Genomic DNA, 15,335 nt, shown 5'->3' with positions numbered 1-15,335 from the left:
CGGCTCGCGCTTGTGCGCGGCCGCCGCGTACGCGACGAAGGAGCGAGCGGCGATCGCCCGAACCTGAGCCGCAACAGCGCCGCCAACATCCAGTGCAGGCTCGGCTGAAACCCAGCTTTCGAACCGCGCGCCCTACGTCTGTGCATTTGCCGTTCGCGGCCCGGCTCGCGTGTGCGGCCGCCGCGTCCGCGACGAGGCCACAAGCGGCGGCCGAGCGAACGGGAGCGGCGCAAGGACTGCGCACCCAGTGCAGGCCCGCCCGGCCGAACGAACCCGACTTCTGAACCGCGCCCTGTGTCCCAGCGTTCGACACCAACGTGCCCAGCGCACCCCGACCACGTCTTTCGAGCGAAGCGAGACCAAGCCTGTTCCGTTCGCGGCCCGGCTCGCGTGTGCGCGGCCGCCGCGTAGGCGACGAAGGAGCAAGCGGCGGTCGGGCACACGCGAGCCACAAGGGGGCCGCGAACACGCGGCGCCGCAGGCGCCGCAATTAGACACAGCTCACTACGACAGCCTGTAGTGCATCCGGCAGAATGGGCGCATGGGCAATGTCTTCGACCTGAGCACGGTGGCCAAGCGGTTTCGTTTCATCGCGGTGCTCGAGGCGATCTCCTGGCTGCTGCTGATCATCGGCATGGTGTTCAAGCGGATTCCGGAGCCGGTGTTGTGGCCGGTCAAGGTGTTCGGCATGACGCACGGCATCGTGTTCGTGCTGTTCGTGATCACCGCGATCGTTGCGGCGCGCGAGCTCGGCTGGAACGCCAAGACCACCGTTCTGGCGCTGGTGTCGAGCATCCCGCCGTTCTGCACGGTGCTGTTCGAGGTCTGGGCGGTGCGCACGGGGCGGTTGGGTGAGCTGAGCAACGCCGGTTCGGTCGAGTCCGGGGCACCCGCTTCCGCCACGTCGTGACAAACTGGAGGTCGTGAATCGACCAGCCGCACGCCGTCCTTCGCCCGCTGTCGCCGCCGCCATGTCCGGCGCTGTCGATCTGTCCAGCCTGAAGCAGCCCGCCGGGGCCGCGAGTGGTCCGGCCGGTGGCGACCACGCGGTTTCCGAGGCCGATTTCGAGACCAAGGTCCTGCGCCGTTCGATGCAGGTGCCCGTGGTGGTCGTGCTGTACTCGCAGCGCAGTCCGGGCAGCATCGAACTGGTGCGGACGCTGGAACGTCTGGTGGCCGCCGACGGCGGCACCTGGGACCTGGCCACCGTCGAGGCCGAGGCCAATATGCGCATCGCGCAGGCGCTGCGGGTGCAGGGCATCCCGACGGTCATCGCGATCGCGGCCGGGCAGCCGCTGGCCGATTTCGAGGGCGCCCAGCCCGAGCCGCAGGTGCGGCAGTGGTTGAACGCCGTGGTCGACGCGGTGGCGGGCAAGCTGGAGGGCGGGCCGCAGCCGCAGGCGGAAGCGGAGGACCCGCGTTTCGCGGCGGCCGAGGCGGCGCTCGAGCACGGTGACCTGGCCGGCGCCGAGGCCGCCTACCAAGCGATTCTCGACGCCGAACCGGCGAACGAGGAGGCCAAGGGCGCACTGCGTCAGCTCCGCTTCCTCGCCAGGGCTCAGGAACTGCCGGAGTCGGCCATCGCCGATGCCGACGCCGACCCCTCGAACGTCGATGCCGCGATCAAAGCCGCTGATCTCGAACTGTTCCAACAGCGTCCCGAAGCGGCCTTCGACCGGCTGATCGCCGTCGTCAAGCGGACCTCCGGCGACGAGCGCACCAAGGCGCGTACCCGCCTGCTGGAGCTGTTCGAGCTGTTCGACCAGGCCGAGCCGTTCGTCGTGGCCGCGCGCCGCAAGCTGGCGGCGGCGCTGTACTGAGTCGCGGCGCGCGCGCTCGACTCGGCCCGCGTGGGTGCGGACTCAGTGCAGGGTTGCCGCGAGAGGCTCGCCGATGAACGGCCTGGTCGGGCCTTCGGGCGATCCACCGCGCCGCCGACGAACCGTGGCGGGTCAGCTCCAGGCTCGCCGATCGTCAGTGCAGCGCGAAGTGCTCACCCCGGCAGGGAATCGGGCGCACATTCGGGGTCGTGCCGGGTGCGGCGCGCGGTTCGCTAGGCGGGACGCAGCCAGACCGCGCCGTGTGGTGCGAGCGTCACCGTGGCGGAGGCGGGGCGGTCGTGCCACGGCTCGTCGGTCGCCGTCACCTCGCCCAGGTTGCCGAGACCGGAGCCGCCGTAGTCCACGGCGTCGGTGTTGAGGATCTCGAGCCAGGGACCGGAGTGCGGAAGGCCGACCCGGTAGGCGTCGTGCGCCGATCCGGAGAAGTTGTAGACGCAGGCCACCACCGAGCCGTCTGAGCCGTAGCGCAGGAACGCCAGCACGTTGTTCGCTCGGTCGTTCGCCTCGATCCAGGCGTAGCCGCCGGGGGTGGTGTCCTGGCTCCACAGTGCCGGGTGGGCGCGGTAGACGGCGTTCAGGTCGCGCACCAGCGTGGTGATGCCCTGGTGCAGCGGGTTGTCCCGTTCGTGCCAGTCCAGGCCGCGATCGTGCGACCACTCCCGGAACTGGCCGAAATCCTGCCCCATGAACAGCAGCTGTTTACCCGGGTGCGCCCACATGTAGGCCAGCAGCGCCCGCACGCCGCCGGCTTTGGCGAAATCGTCGCCGGGCATCCTGGTCCACAGCGTGCCTTTGCCGTGCACGACCTCGTCATGGCTGATCGGCAGCACGTAGTTCTCGCTCCAGGCGTAGACCAGTGAGAAGGTGATCTCGTTGTGGTGCCAGGAGCGGTGCACCGGGTCGCGGCCGAGGAACCCGAGGGTGTCGTGCATCCAGCCCATGTTCCATTTCATGGTGAAGCCGAGCCCGCCGACATCGATGCCGCGGGTGACGCCGGGCCAGGTGGTCGACTCCTCGGCGATGGTCACCACGCCGGGGTGATGCCGGTGCAGCGTCTCGTTGAGGTCTTGGAGGAAGTCGACGGCCTCCAGGTTCTCCCGGCCGCCGTGCACGTTGGGCTCCCACTGGCCGTCGGCGCGGGAGTAGTCCAGATAGAGCATGGACGCGACGGCGTCGACGCGCAGGCCGTCGATGTGGAATTCCTCGATCCAGTAGCGGGCGTTGGCGATGAGGAAGTTGCGCACTTCGTGCCTGCCGAAGTCGAACACGTAGGTGCCCCAGTCGAGTTGCTCGCCCCGGCGCGGGTCGGCGTGCTCGTAGAGCGGGGTGCCGTCGAATCGGGCCAGCGCCCACTCGTCGCGCGGGAAGTGGGCGGGCACCCAGTCCAGCAGAACGCCGATGCCCGCCGCGTGCATGCGGTCGACGAACACGCGGAAGTCGTCGGGGGAGCCGAATCGCGCCGTCGGCGCGTAGTAGGAGGTGACCTGGTAGCCCCACGAACCACCGAACGGATGCTCGGCGATGGGGAGCAATTCGATGTGGGTGTATCCGGTCCCCCGCACGTATTCGGCGAGCTGATCGGCCAGTTCGCGATAGCCGAGGCCGGGCCGCCACGAACCGAGATGCACTTCGTAGACGCTCATCGGGGCGCGGGTGGGGTCGGTGGCCGTGCGCTGTTCGAGCCAGGCGCTGTCCTGCCACACGTGATGGCTCTCGGTGACCACCGATGCCGTGGCCGGGGGGTGTTCGGTGGCGAAGGCCAGCGGGTCGGCGTGATCGACGGTCCGGCCGTCGGCGCCGTGCACGCGGAATTTGTACTTGGCGCCCGGTCCGACACCGGGGACGAAGACTTCCCAGATCCCGGACGACCCCAGCGCGCGCATCGGCGCGGTGTTGCCGCTCCAGCCGTCGAAGTCCCCGATCACGGTGACGCCGCGCGCGTTCGGCGCCCACACCGCGAACGAGGTGCCCGTCACATCACCGTCGAGGGTCGTGTAGCGGCGCGGGTGCGCACCGAGCACTTCCCAGAGGCGTTCGTGGCGGCCTTCGCCGATCAGGTGCAGGTCGAGTTCGCCGAGCGTGGGCAGGAAGCGGTAGCCGTCGGCGCCGATGACGGTCCGGCCGCCCGGGTAGGTCGTCACGACGCGATAGTCCATGATCTCCGGGTACGGCAGCACCGCGGCGAAGACGCCGTGACCAAGGGACTTCAGCTCGTGGTCGTCGCCGCCGACGCGCACCGACACGGTTTCCGCGTGCGGCCGCAGCACCCGGACGGCCGTGCCGTCGGGATGGGGATGCGCGCCGAGCACGGTGTGCGGGTCGGTATGGGTGCCCGCCGCGAGGAGCATGAGGTCGCGACGTTTCATCGCAGCGTCCTGCGGTAGGCCAGTTCGGTGCGAGCCTGCTGGGACACCGGGGGCAGCGCGATGACGTGCGCGACGGCGCGTGCTGGGTCCAAGCGCACGTAATTGGTCTGCGCCCAGTGGTATTCCTCGCCGCTGACCTCGTCGTACACCACCGGGTGGTCGTGCCACTCGCGGCCGATGGCGGGCAGGTCGAGCGAGAGCATGCCCCATTCGGCGCCGAAGGGGTTCAGATTCACCACGACCAGCACCGCGTCGCCGCTGGCCGGATCGATCTTGGAGTAGGCGATCAGCGCGTCGTTGTCCACGTGGTGGAAATGCAGGCAGCGCAACTGTTGCAGGGCGGGATGCGCTCGGCGGATCTCGTTGAGCCGGGTGAGCCAGGGCTCGAGCGATTCTCCGCGCGCGAGCGCCTCGGCGAACGGACGCGGGCGCAGCTCGTATTTCTCCGAATCGAGGTACTCCTCGCTGTCCGGACGCACCGCCTGGTGCTCGAACAGCTCGAAGCCGGAGTAGACGCCCCAGGTGGGCGCGAGGGTCGCGGCCAGGACGGCGCGGATGGCGAACATCCCCGGGCCGCCGTGCTGCAGGCTCTCGTGCAGGATGTCGGGGGTGTTCACGAAGAGGTTCGGGCGGGCTTCGTCGGCCTTCGCGGCCAATTCGTTGCCGAACTCGGTCAGCTCCCATTTGGCCACGCGCCAGGTGAAATACGTGTAGGACTGGCTGAATCCGCGGCGGGCGAGCCCGTAGAGCCGGGCCGGGCGGGTGAACGCCTCGGACAGGAAGATGACGTCCGGGTCGGTGCGCCACACCTTCGCGATCAGCCACTCCCAGAAGTCGGCGGGCTTGGTGTGCGGATTGTCGACCCGGAAGATCTTGACGCCCAGTCCGATCCAGTGTTTGACCACGCGCAGCACTTCGGCGTAGAGCCCGTCGGGATCGTTGTCGAAGTTGACCGGGTAGATGTCCTGGTACTTCTTCGGCGGGTTCTCGGCGTAGGCGATGGTGCCGTCGGGCAGGGTGGTGAACCATTCCGGGTGTGCCCGCACCCACGGATGGTCGGGCGCGCACTGCAACGCGAGGTCGAGCGCCACTTCGAGGCCGAGTTCCCGCGCCGCGGTGACGAACTCGGCGAAATCGGCTTCGGTGCCCAGTTCCGGATGGACGGCGTCGTGACCGCCGTGCCGCGATCCGATGGCCCACGGCGAGCCGACGTCGCCCGGCTCCGCGGTGAGCGCGTTGTTGCGGCCCTTGCGGTTGATCTCGCCGATCGGGTGGATGGGCGGCAGATACACCACGTCGAAGCCCATGGCGGCGATGCGAGGAAGTTCCTTGGCCGCGGTGACGAACGTGCCGTGGACGGGCTTGCCGGTGGCGTCGCGGCCGCCGGTCGACCGCGGGAAGAACTCGTACCAGGAGCCGTAGAGCGCGCGGTGCCGCTCGACCAGAACGGTGTGCTGCGGTCCGCGGGTGACCAGGTCGCGCAGCGGCGTGGCGCGCAGGATCTCGGCGACCTCCTCGGTGAAGGCGGGGGCCACCCGTGCGGGGAGTTGATCGGCACCGCGCAGCGACGCCGCGACCGCGCGCAAGCGTTCGAACTGCTTTTTCGGCACGGCCTGCGCCGCGCGCTCGAACAGGCGTGCCCCCAGCTCCAGATCGTTGGCCAGGTCGGCGGCGCTCTGCCCGACGGCCAGCTTCGCCTCGATCGCCGACCGCCAGGTCGCGATCGGATCGCTCCAGCCTTCGATCCGGTAGGTCCATGCTCCCGGCGTGTTCGGGATGAACGTGGCGTTGAAGACGTCGGGCTCGTAGTCCGGCGTCATGCGGACACGGGTGGCTCGCGACGCGCCGGGGGCGCGCACGACCAGGGTGGCGGCGACGGCGTCGTGCCCCTCTCGCCAGACCACGGTGCGCACCGGGAATACCTCGCCGACCACCGCCTTGGCGGGCCGGCCGCCTGGGATGGACGGGGCAGTGTCATCGATAGCGATGCGGCCGGTCACGGACCCCAACCTACCGGCAACCGGCTGCCGGGACCGGATCAGCCGATTTTTCGAGTCCGGTTCCGGCCGGTCCCGGCAGTGACCGAGGTGGGCGTTCGGTCAGCGTGCGTCGGCGGCGAGGCCGAGGCCGAGCGCGACGAGGAGCACGCCGAGCGCTCGTTCCACTCGCTGCCGGATGCCGGTGCGGCGCAGCCAGGCGCCGGCGCGGTCGGCGGCGAGGACCACGCCGACGCACCACGCGGTGTCGATCACCAACTGGATGAGCGCCAGGATCACCACCGTCGGCAGCACCGGCCCTTCGGAGGGAAGGAACTGCGGCAGGATCGTCAATCCGAAGACCGCTGCCTTGGGATTGGCCGCGATCGAGATCAGCGAGGCGCGGAAGGCGGCGGCGGGCGTGCGGCCCGCGGGCAGCATCCGCGTCATCGCGCCGCCGAACTCGCCGCCGCCGCGTGCGCCACGCCACGCCTGCACGCCGAGCCAGATCAGCACCAGCCCGCCGACGACGTGCACCGCCGTATTCGCGGCCCGGTTCGCGACCAGCAGGACCGACAGCCCGGCCCCGCCCGCCAGCGTCCAGCCGAGCACGCCGATCTCGTTCCCGGCCACCGCCGCCAGACCCGCGGTGCGGCCGTCGCGCACCGCGCGCTGCAGGAACAACGCGGTCGCGGGCCCCGGCAGCGCGGCGATGGCCAGGCAGGCCAGCAGGAATTGCGGAAGGACGTCCACCCAGTGCGGCATCAGCCGATGCTGTCACTTCGGCGTTGCCGGGGCCACCGAATTCCCTGTCCGCCGCGGGCGACGCGGATGAGGCGCCGGGTGGCCACGGACAGCGATCGCTCGTCCGCCGCGCGACCACCCGGGCGCTCACTGCGACGTGCTGGAAACGCCGGTCACGGCATGACCAGGCACGCGAAGCCGAGGTTCATCCCGTTGCCCACCGTCATCACCGGCGAGATCCAAGCGGGAGTGGCGCCTTGCGTGGCGGAAATGGTGTGTTGCCCCTTGGTGTCGGGGATCCAGACCGCGGTGGCCTGGTTGCCGACCACCGGTGCGGGATTGGGGGAGAAGGTGCCCCCGGCGCTGTCGGCGAACTGCACCGATTCGGTCGAGGGACTGTTGTCCACGGTGGCCGTCACGCGGTACTGGCAGTTGGTTCCGTAGTTACCGAAGCCGAAACTGGTGCCTTGGGCCGGGCTCGCGGTCGCCGTCGTGACCGCCGCGCCGGCGGCGGGTGCGACGAGAACGCATGCCGCCGCGAACGCTCCGAACCCCGTGATCGCCGCTCCCGCGCGCGACCAGCGCCGATCGCGGGCGCGATTTGGGTGTGCTGTCATCCACATCTCGATCACTCCCGTACTGATTCGGTTGGTGCGGCCGGTTGGTCCGCACAGCTTGTGGGTTTGCCCGGCGTTCCGGAGTTCACAAGTGAGCGCGGGTCTCGATCGGGTAGCGGGAACGCGGGCAGCGGGGTGCGTCGTGTGGCCGTTCCGTGACGATGGACCGCGTTACGCACTGTCGGACCGCTCGCTCGCCGCAGCCGTGCGCTGACGGGAAAAACGCTGGTCGGAACGTTGTTCGGCGTCTGGTCATGCGGGGCGCGCCGGGCGGTCGCCGTGTAGGTTCTACCCAATGAAGGCATTGCGTCGTTTCACCGTCCGTGCCCATCTGCCCGAGCGCCTGGCCGCCCTGGGGGAGCTCGCCACGAATCTGCGCTGGTCGTGGCATCCGCCTACGCAGGACCTGTTCGCCGCGCTCGATCCGCGGCGGTGGCAGGAGATGGGGCACGACCCGGTCCGGATGCTGGGTGAGGTGCCCGCGGCGCGGCTGGACGAGCTGGCCGCCGATCCCGCCTACGTCGCGCGGGTGGACGCCGCGGCGGCCGAGCTGCGGGAGTACCTGGCGGCGCCGGGCTGGTTCCAGCGCCGGGCGGGCGAGGAAGGCGTGCGGGGCATCGCCTACTTCTCGATGGAGTTCGGCGTCACCGAGGTGCTGCCGAATTACTCCGGTGGCTTGGGCATTCTGGCCGGAGACCACCTGAAGGCCGCTTCCGATCTCGGCCTGCCGCTGATCGGCGTCGGCTTGCTGTACCGCTCCGGCTACTTCCGGCAGTCGCTGACCACGGACGGCTGGCAAGCCGAGCACTACCCGGCGCTGGATCCGCAGGGCCTGCCGCTGCGCGCGCTCACCTCCGCCGGTTCGCCGGTGCTCATCCACGTCGCCATGCCCGATCGCAGGGTGCTGCGCGCGCGGGTGTGGATCGCGCAGGTCGGCCGGGTTCCGTTGCTGCTGCTGGACTCGGATATCGCGGAGAACGACCCGGAGTTGCGCGCGGTCACCGACCGGTTGTACGGCGGTGACCAGGAGCATCGCATCCGCCAGGAGATCCTCGCCGGCATCGGCGGTGTGCGTGCGGTGCGGGCCTACACCGCGTCGGCCGGACTGCCCGATCCCGACGTGTTCCATATGAACGAAGGCCACGCGGGGTTCCTCGGCGTGGAGCGGATCCGTGAATTCGTCGCGGCCGGGCAGGATTTCGATACCGCGCTCGCCGCCGTGCGTGCGGGCACGGTGTTCACCACGCATACGCCCGTCCCCGCGGGCATCGACCGGTTCCCGATGCCGATGGTGCGGCGGTATTTCGGCGGTGCGCACGGGGAATCCGAATCCGCTCTGCTGCCGGGCCTTTCGGTGGACCGGATCGTGGCACTCGGCCGGGAGGCGGACCCGTCGGTGTTCAACATGGCGCACATGGGTCTGCGGCTGGCGCAGCGCGCCAACGGCGTGTCGAAACTGCACGGCGCGGTGAGCCGGTCGATGTTCGCTTCGCTGTGGCCGGGCTTCGACCCGGCCGAGGTGCCGATCGGTTCGGTCACCAATGGTGTGCACGCCACCACCTGGGCCGCGCGGGAGTGGGTGGAGAAGGCGCGTGAGCACATCGGCCCCGAGCTGGTCGAGGAGGGGCGCGGCTGGGAAAGGTTGCGCGATGTCGATCTCACCGAATTGTGGTCGACCCGCAACGCGCTGCGCGGCATCCTCGTCGAGGAGGTCCGGCGCAGGGTACGGGCGTCCTGGCTGGAGCGCGGCGCCGCCGAGGCCGAACTCGGCTGGGTGAACGGCGTTTTCGACCCGGACGTGCTGACCGTCGGGTTCGCCCGCCGGGTGCCGACCTACAAGCGGCTCACCCTGATGCTGCGCGATCCGCAGCGGCTGCGCGCCCTGCTGCTGGATCCGCGGCGGCCGGTGCAGCTGGTCGTCGCGGGTAAGAGCCACCCGGCCGACGACGGCGGCAAGGCGCTGATCCAGCAGGTGGTGCGCTTCGCGGACGATCCCGAGGTGCGGCATCGGATCGTCTTCCTGCCCGATTACGACATGTCGATGGCTCGTTATCTCTACTGGGGCTGCGACGTCTGGCTGAACAATCCGCTGCGCCCGCTGGAGGCCTGCGGCACCTCCGGCATGAAGTCCGCGCTGAACGGCGGGCTCAATCTCTCCATCCGGGACGGCTGGTGGGACGAGATGTTCGACGGCGAGAACGGGTGGGCCATCCCGACCGCGGAGGGCGTCCGGGACGAACACCGCCGCGACGATCTGGAGGCCGCCGCCCTCTACGACCTGTTCGAACGGGCCGTGGCGCCGCGTTTCTACGAGCGCGACGCCTCCGGGATGCCGGTGCGCTGGGTCGAGATGGTCCGTCACACCTTGCAGACCCTGGGGCCGAAGGTCCTGGCTTCCCGGATGGTCCGCGACTACGCGGTGGAGTACTACGCTCCCGCCGCCGCGGCTTCGCAGCGGGCGACGGCCGACGACTTCGCGGTGGCGCGCGCCATCGCCGAATACCGCCACCGGATCGAGTCGGCGTGGCCGTCGGTCAAGGTGATCCAGGTGGACAGCGCGGGATTGCCGGACACGCCGGTGATCGGAGCGCGGCTCTCGCTCACCGCGCGGGTCGAACTCGGTGGGCTGAGCGTGCCGGACGTGGTGGTGCAGGCGGTGCTCGGGCGGGTGTCGGCGACCGACGACCTCTCCGACACCACGACGGTCCCGATGACGCACGCCGGGTCCGACGGGGGCGCCGAGCTGTTCACCGTGGACACGCCGCTGCCGCTGTCCGGCGCGGTGGGGTATACCGTGCGCGTCCTGCCGCACAGCGATCTGCTGGCCTCCGACGCCGAGTTCGGGCTGGTCTCCGCTCCGAGCGCGTAGCCCGGGTGGCGCCGGTCACGGTGGCGCCGCCGCGGGTGTCCCCGGCAGTGAACCGTCGGCTACCGTGCCCTTTGGCCCGCCCCGAATCGTTCCGCACTGGAGTCACCCATGGTCACCGACGTTCTGCACCGGACTCGAGGACGCCTCGACGGATACTTCGGGGTTCGCTCGACCGGTTCGACCGTCAAACGCGAACTCATGGCGGGGACGATCACGTTCCTGGCCATGTCGTACGTCCTCGCGGTCAACCCCGCGGTGCTCGGCGACCAGGGCGCGCTGGGCGACAAGGGCATCCCGATGCAGGCGGTGTTCACCGCCACCGCCGTCGCCGCGGTGTTCGGCACGCTGGTCATGGGGCTGTGGGCGCGGTATCCGATCGCACTCGCGCCGGGCATGGGACTCAACGCGTTCTTCGCGTACACGGTGGTGCTCGGCATGGGGATTCCGTGGCAGGTCGCGCTGTCGGGCACGTTCCTGTCCGGCGCCATCTTCTTCGTCCTCGCGGTGACGAAGGTTCGCGAGCGCATACTCAACGCGATCCCGATGCAATTGAAGCTCGCCGTCGGCGCGGGCATCGGATTGTTCGTGGCCTTCCTCGGACTGAAGAACGCCGGGATCGTGGTGAACAGCGACGCGACGCTGGTGACGCTGGGCGACTTCACGAAGGGCACCACCTTGCTCGCGCTGTTCGGGCTGCTGGTGACGGTGGTGTTCCTGGTGCGCGGCTGGCACGGCGCCGTGCTCTACGGCATCGTGCTGACCACGATCGTCGGCATCGTCAGCGGCTTGGTCCCGCTGCCCAAGGGCGTGTTCGCCGCGCCGGAGGGGCTGGAGCAGACCTTCGGCCAGGCGATCGTCCATCTGCCCGACGCGTTCACCGGTCAGATGGTCGTGGTGGTGCTGACCATGCTGTTCGTCGACTTCTTCGACGCCTCCGGCACGCTGATCGGCGTCGCGAACCAGGCCGGGCTGCTGGACAAGAATGGCAAGTTGCCGCGCGCGGCGAGCGCGCTGGCGGCGGACTCGGTGGGCACCATGGCGGGCGCGGTCATCGGCACCTCCACCACCACCGCCTACGTGGAATCGACCGCGGGCGTCTCGGCGGGCGGACGGACCGGGCTGACCGCCGTCACCACGGCGGGCTGGTTCCTCGTCGCCATGTTCTGCTATCCGATCTTCGCCGTGGTGGCGGGTTCGGGCGAGGTGACCGCGCCCGCGCTCATCGTGGTCGGCATCCTGATGGCCCGCTCGCTCGGTGCGATCGACTGGAACCGGCTGGAGTACTCCGTGCCCGCGTTCATCACCATCGTGATGATGCCGCTGACGTACTCCATCGCCAACGGCCTGGCCATGGGCATGCTGCTGTACCCCGTGGTCATGGTGGCCAAAGGCCGCGTCAGGGAAGTGCACCCGGCGATGTGGGCACTGATGCTGGTGTTCCTCGGTTACTTCTTCTTCCTCGCGGAGTGATAGGCCGCTCGCTGAACCATCCCGTCCGCCCGCCCGTGGAATAGACCAAGAGGCAGGGCGGTTGGCTCGGAGGGAATCGGACCGCAGTCCGTTTTATTTGCCGAAGTAACGATTCATGTCCGGAACGACAGCGCAGGGATGAGGACCACCATGACCATCAAATCCGTACTCGAAAGAACCGGCACCGACAGCGATCTGGACGGCATAGCGCCCGATCTCGGCCTGCTCATCGTGCGCGTCGTCTTCGGCGGGCTGCTCGCTGCCCACGGCGCGCAGAAACTCTTCGGCTGGTGGGGCGGGCCGGGCCTGCAGGCCAACGCCGACGGCTTCGAGCAGATGGGCTACAACCCGGGCAAGGTGTTCGGCACGCTGGCCGGCCTGACCGAACTCGGCGGCGGCCTCCTGTTGCTGCTCGGCTTGCTGACGCCGCTGGCCGGGGCGATCGTGCTCGGCACGATGATCAACGCGATCAACGCCACCTGGTCCGGTGGACTGCTGGGCGGGTACGAGATGGGCGTGCTGTTCGCGGCGGTCGGCGCCGCGCTGCCCTTCATCGGGCCGGGCAAGTTCTCGCTGGACGCCGGGCGTCCCTGGGAGCGGCACGGATTCGTGTGGGGTGTGGGCGCGGTGGTTCTCGCGGTCGCGACGGGCGTGCTCACGCTGATCCTGAAGTGGGCGCTCTGAGCCTGCGAGGCAGCGGAATTCGCGGCGCGGTGACCTCGGTCGCCGCGCCGCGCTGGTCCGTGGGTTCCCCATGTCACATCGCGGGCTGCCGAATCGTCTGTGTTGTGGCACTTACCGGCCGAGCGAGGAGGAAACATGGCCGTGGAAATCAGCAACCCCGGTGAACTGCACGACCCGACCGGGTTCGGTTACAGCCACGTGGCGGTGACGCGCGGTGAACTGGTGTTCATCGCCGGGCAGTACGACTCGGACGCCGAAGGGCACACGACCAGTACGGAGTTCGCGGTTCAGGTCGACCGTGCGTTCGCCAATCTCGGCATCGCCTTACGGTCGGCCGGCGTGGACTTCGCCGACGTGGCGCAGTTACGGACGCACATCGTCGACCACGATCTCGAGAAGCTGGCTGTGCTCGGGAAGAAGATCGCGAAGATCTGGGGTGACCGGCCGCCCGCGCAGACGCTGACCGGTGTGGCGACGCTCGCGTTGCCCGGCATGCTGTTCGAGGTCGACGCGGTGGCCGTGCGCGGCTGAGATCCGCTGCGCGACGGCCGATCCGAGGTGATGTCCCCGCGCCGCGTGCAGGGCTTGGCGCGGGGACGGCCGATACCTCGGTGTGGGAATTGGGGGGTCACCGACGTACCGACCACCCAATCTACTTCCGAGTGGAAATAGATTCCGGCCGGTGTGTTTGGTATCACACCTTCGCCGCGGCGGCCAGTCTGCCCAGTGCCTTGACGACGATCTCCGGGTCGGCCGTCTCCCAGTACGGCGGCAGCGACGCGCGCAGGTATCCGCCGTAGCGTGCGGTGGCGAGGCGGGAATCCAGGATGGCCACCACACCGCGATCATCGACGCTGCGCAGCAGGCGGCCGGTGCCCTGCGCGAGCAGCAGAGCGGCGTGGTTGGCGGCCACGGTCATGAAACCGTTGCCGCCGCGCATCTCCACGGCGCGCTGCCTGGCCGCAAGCAGCGGATCGTCGGGGCGGGGGAAGGGGATGCGGTCGAGGATCACCAGGCTGAGTGACGGTCCCGGCACGTCGACGCCCTGCCACAGCGACAGCGTGCCGAACAGGGAAGTCTCCGGGTCGTCGGCGAACTTGCGGACCAACGCGCCCGTGGCGTCCTCGCCCTGGCACAACACCGGGGTGTCCAGCCGTTCGCGCAGCGCGTCGGTGGCCGCGCGGGCGGCGCGCATCGAGGAGAACAAACCGAGGGTGCGTCCGCCCGCGGCCGTGATCAGCCGCTCGATCTCGTCCAGGTAGGCCGGTGCGAGCCCGTCGCGGCCCGGCGCGGGCAGGTGTTTGGCGACGTAGAGGATGCCGGACTTGGCGTGGTCGAACGGTGAGCCGACATCGAGCGAACTCCAGCGCACGGCCTCGGCGTCCGACGGCGCCTGCGCGCCGTTCGCGGTGGCCGGATCGGCGCGATTGCCCGACTGCGCGGGCAGGCCCCAGGTGACCGCGAGGCCGTCGAACGAGCCGCCGATCTGCAATGTGGCCGAGGTGAGCACGACGGTCGCGGTGCCGAAGAGCCTGCTGCGTAGCAGCCCGCCCACCGACAGCGGCGCCATGCGCAGCGACCGGCGCACGACACCCCGCACCTCGTCGGCCGCCAGCCAGATGACATCGCGGCGCGCGGCGGGATCCGGCTCGTCGAAGGCCGTCAGCGCGCGGACCGCGGTGTCGTGCACCTCGTCGAGGGCGGCCAGGGCCATGGTGCGGGCGGCGGAGCTCTCCGGATCGCCCTGCGCGGTGGTGCTGCCCGGCGGCGCGAGCGCCGTGCGCGCGTTCCACGCGGCGTCGCGGATCAGGGCCAGCACGGGGGCGACGCCGTCGGGCATGGTGTCCCACCGGGCGGCGGGCAGCTCCTCCAGCGCGGTGTGCCAGGCCTCCGCGGCGCCCTCCAGGCGATCGACCTCCTGCTCGTCGATGAGTTTGGCGCAGCGCCGGGCCGCCGCGCTGATCGCCGACGAGGTCAGTTCGGCGGTGGCGACGCCGGTGACCCGGTCGACCAGCTCGTGCGCCTCGTCGATGACCACCACATCGTGTTCGGGCAGCACCTGGATGCCGCTGATCGCGTCGATGGCGAGCAGCGCGTGGTTGGTCACCACCACGTCGGCCTGCGCCGACTCGGTCCTGGCGCGCTCGGCGAAGCAATCCTGGCCGAAGGAGCAGCGTGACTTGCCCAGGCACTCCCGCGACGACACGCTGACCTGACGCCAGGCCCGATCGCTCACACCGGGGGCGAGTTCGTCGCGGTCGCCGGTCTCGGTGTCGGAGGCCCACTCGTTGAGTCGTTGCACTTCGCGACCGAGGCGCGAGATCGCGAACGCGTCGAACAGCTCCGCTTCGGCGGGCTCGTCGGGAACGGCGCTGTTGATCTTGTTCAAGCACAGGTAGTTGTTGCGGCCCTTGAGGATCGCGAACTTCGGCGTCCGTCCCAGCGGTCCGGCCAGCGCCTCGGCCAAGCGCGGGAGGTCGCGATCGACCAGCTGACGTTGCAGCGCGATCGTAGCCGTGGAGACCACCACCGTTCGACCGGTGCGCACGGCGTGACGCAGGCTCGGCACCAGATAGGCCAGCGACTTGCCGGTGCCCGTCCCGGCCTGCACGGCGAGATGCTCCTTGGTGTCGATCGCGTGGTCCACCGCCGCGGCCATGGTCACCTGCCCGGTGCGCTCCTTGCCCCCGAGCGCCTGCACGGCGGTGGCCAAAAGATCGGAAACGGGCGGGAGTTCGGGCACGCGAGCAGCCTACTCGCCGCCTCCG

At 69.9% G+C, this 15,335-nt stretch carries 11 protein-coding genes; 6 read left to right on the top strand and 5 right to left on the bottom strand.

Annotation, left to right across the window (positions count from 1 at the left end; genetic code table 11):
- The first annotated feature begins 541 nt into the window (after positions 1-541).
- Both NB3_RS15645 and NB3_RS15640 read left to right on the top strand, forming a co-directional pair.
- Positions 542-910 carry a DUF3817 domain-containing protein gene (locus NB3_RS15645; protein WP_067803114.1) on the top strand — a complete coding sequence of 123 codons (369 nt, stop codon included), beginning with the start codon at positions 542-544 and terminating at the stop codon, positions 908-910.
- Positions 911-971: 61 nt separating this feature from the next.
- Positions 972-1,820: a tetratricopeptide repeat protein gene (locus tag NB3_RS15640; protein WP_067803112.1), complete on the top strand. Its 849-nt coding sequence runs from the start codon at positions 972-974 to the stop codon at positions 1,818-1,820.
- Between the two features lie 233 nt (positions 1,821-2,053).
- Here the strand turns inward: NB3_RS15640 and glgB are convergent, their stop codons facing one another.
- From glgB to NB3_RS15620, 4 genes are all read right to left on the bottom strand, one after another.
- Positions 2,054-4,207 (bottom strand): 1,4-alpha-glucan branching protein GlgB, encoded by a 2,154-nt coding sequence (gene glgB, locus NB3_RS15635; protein ID WP_067803111.1) that lies wholly within the window; start codon positions 4,205-4,207, stop codon positions 2,054-2,056.
- Positions 4,204-6,207, bottom strand: a complete 2,004-nt coding sequence (locus NB3_RS15630; protein WP_067803109.1) for an alpha-1,4-glucan--maltose-1-phosphate maltosyltransferase — start codon at positions 6,205-6,207, stop codon at positions 4,204-4,206. Before NB3_RS15630 ends, glgB begins: the two co-directional genes overlap by 4 nt.
- 99 nt (positions 6,208-6,306) lie before the next feature.
- A complete protein-coding gene (locus tag NB3_RS15625) occupies positions 6,307-6,948 on the bottom strand; it encodes a LysE family translocator (protein ID WP_067803107.1) in 642 nt (213 codons plus the stop codon).
- A 152-nt stretch (positions 6,949-7,100) separates the two neighbouring features.
- Entirely contained in the window at positions 7,101-7,544 is a 444-nt protein-coding gene (locus NB3_RS15620; protein WP_157111814.1) for a hypothetical protein, read from the bottom strand.
- Between the two features lie 295 nt (positions 7,545-7,839).
- Between NB3_RS15620 and glgP the strand changes: the two genes are divergently transcribed.
- From glgP to NB3_RS15600, 4 genes are all read left to right on the top strand, one after another.
- A complete protein-coding gene (gene glgP / locus NB3_RS15615) occupies positions 7,840-10,413 on the top strand; it encodes an alpha-glucan family phosphorylase (protein WP_067803102.1) in 2,574 nt (857 codons plus the stop codon).
- 108 nt (positions 10,414-10,521) lie between these two features.
- The gene (locus NB3_RS15610) at positions 10,522-11,883 is read left to right on the top strand and encodes an NCS2 family permease (RefSeq protein WP_067803099.1); all 1,362 of its coding nucleotides are present in this window, start codon (positions 10,522-10,524) and stop codon (positions 11,881-11,883) included.
- A 150-nt stretch (positions 11,884-12,033) separates the two neighbouring features.
- Positions 12,034-12,567: a DoxX family protein gene (locus NB3_RS15605; RefSeq protein ID WP_067803151.1), complete on the top strand. Its 534-nt coding sequence runs from the start codon at positions 12,034-12,036 to the stop codon at positions 12,565-12,567.
- 135 nt (positions 12,568-12,702) lie between these two features.
- Positions 12,703-13,098, top strand: coding sequence for a RidA family protein (locus NB3_RS15600; RefSeq protein WP_067803096.1), 396 nt, complete (start codon positions 12,703-12,705; stop codon positions 13,096-13,098).
- Positions 13,099-13,261: 163 nt separating this feature from the next.
- On the opposite strand, the gene NB3_RS15595 is transcribed toward NB3_RS15600, so the two are convergent.
- A complete protein-coding gene (locus tag NB3_RS15595; protein ID WP_067803093.1) occupies positions 13,262-15,310 on the bottom strand; it encodes an ATP-dependent DNA helicase in 2,049 nt (682 codons plus the stop codon).
- Between the last annotated feature and the right edge of the window lie 25 nt (positions 15,311-15,335).

This window comes from Nocardia beijingensis NBRC 16342 (assembly GCF_001612785.1).
GTDB classification, from domain to species: Bacteria; Actinomycetota; Actinomycetes; order Mycobacteriales; family Mycobacteriaceae; genus Nocardia; species Nocardia beijingensis.
Note: the sequence above shows the minus strand (reverse complement) of the source record. Positions and strands in the feature narration are given on the sequence as shown.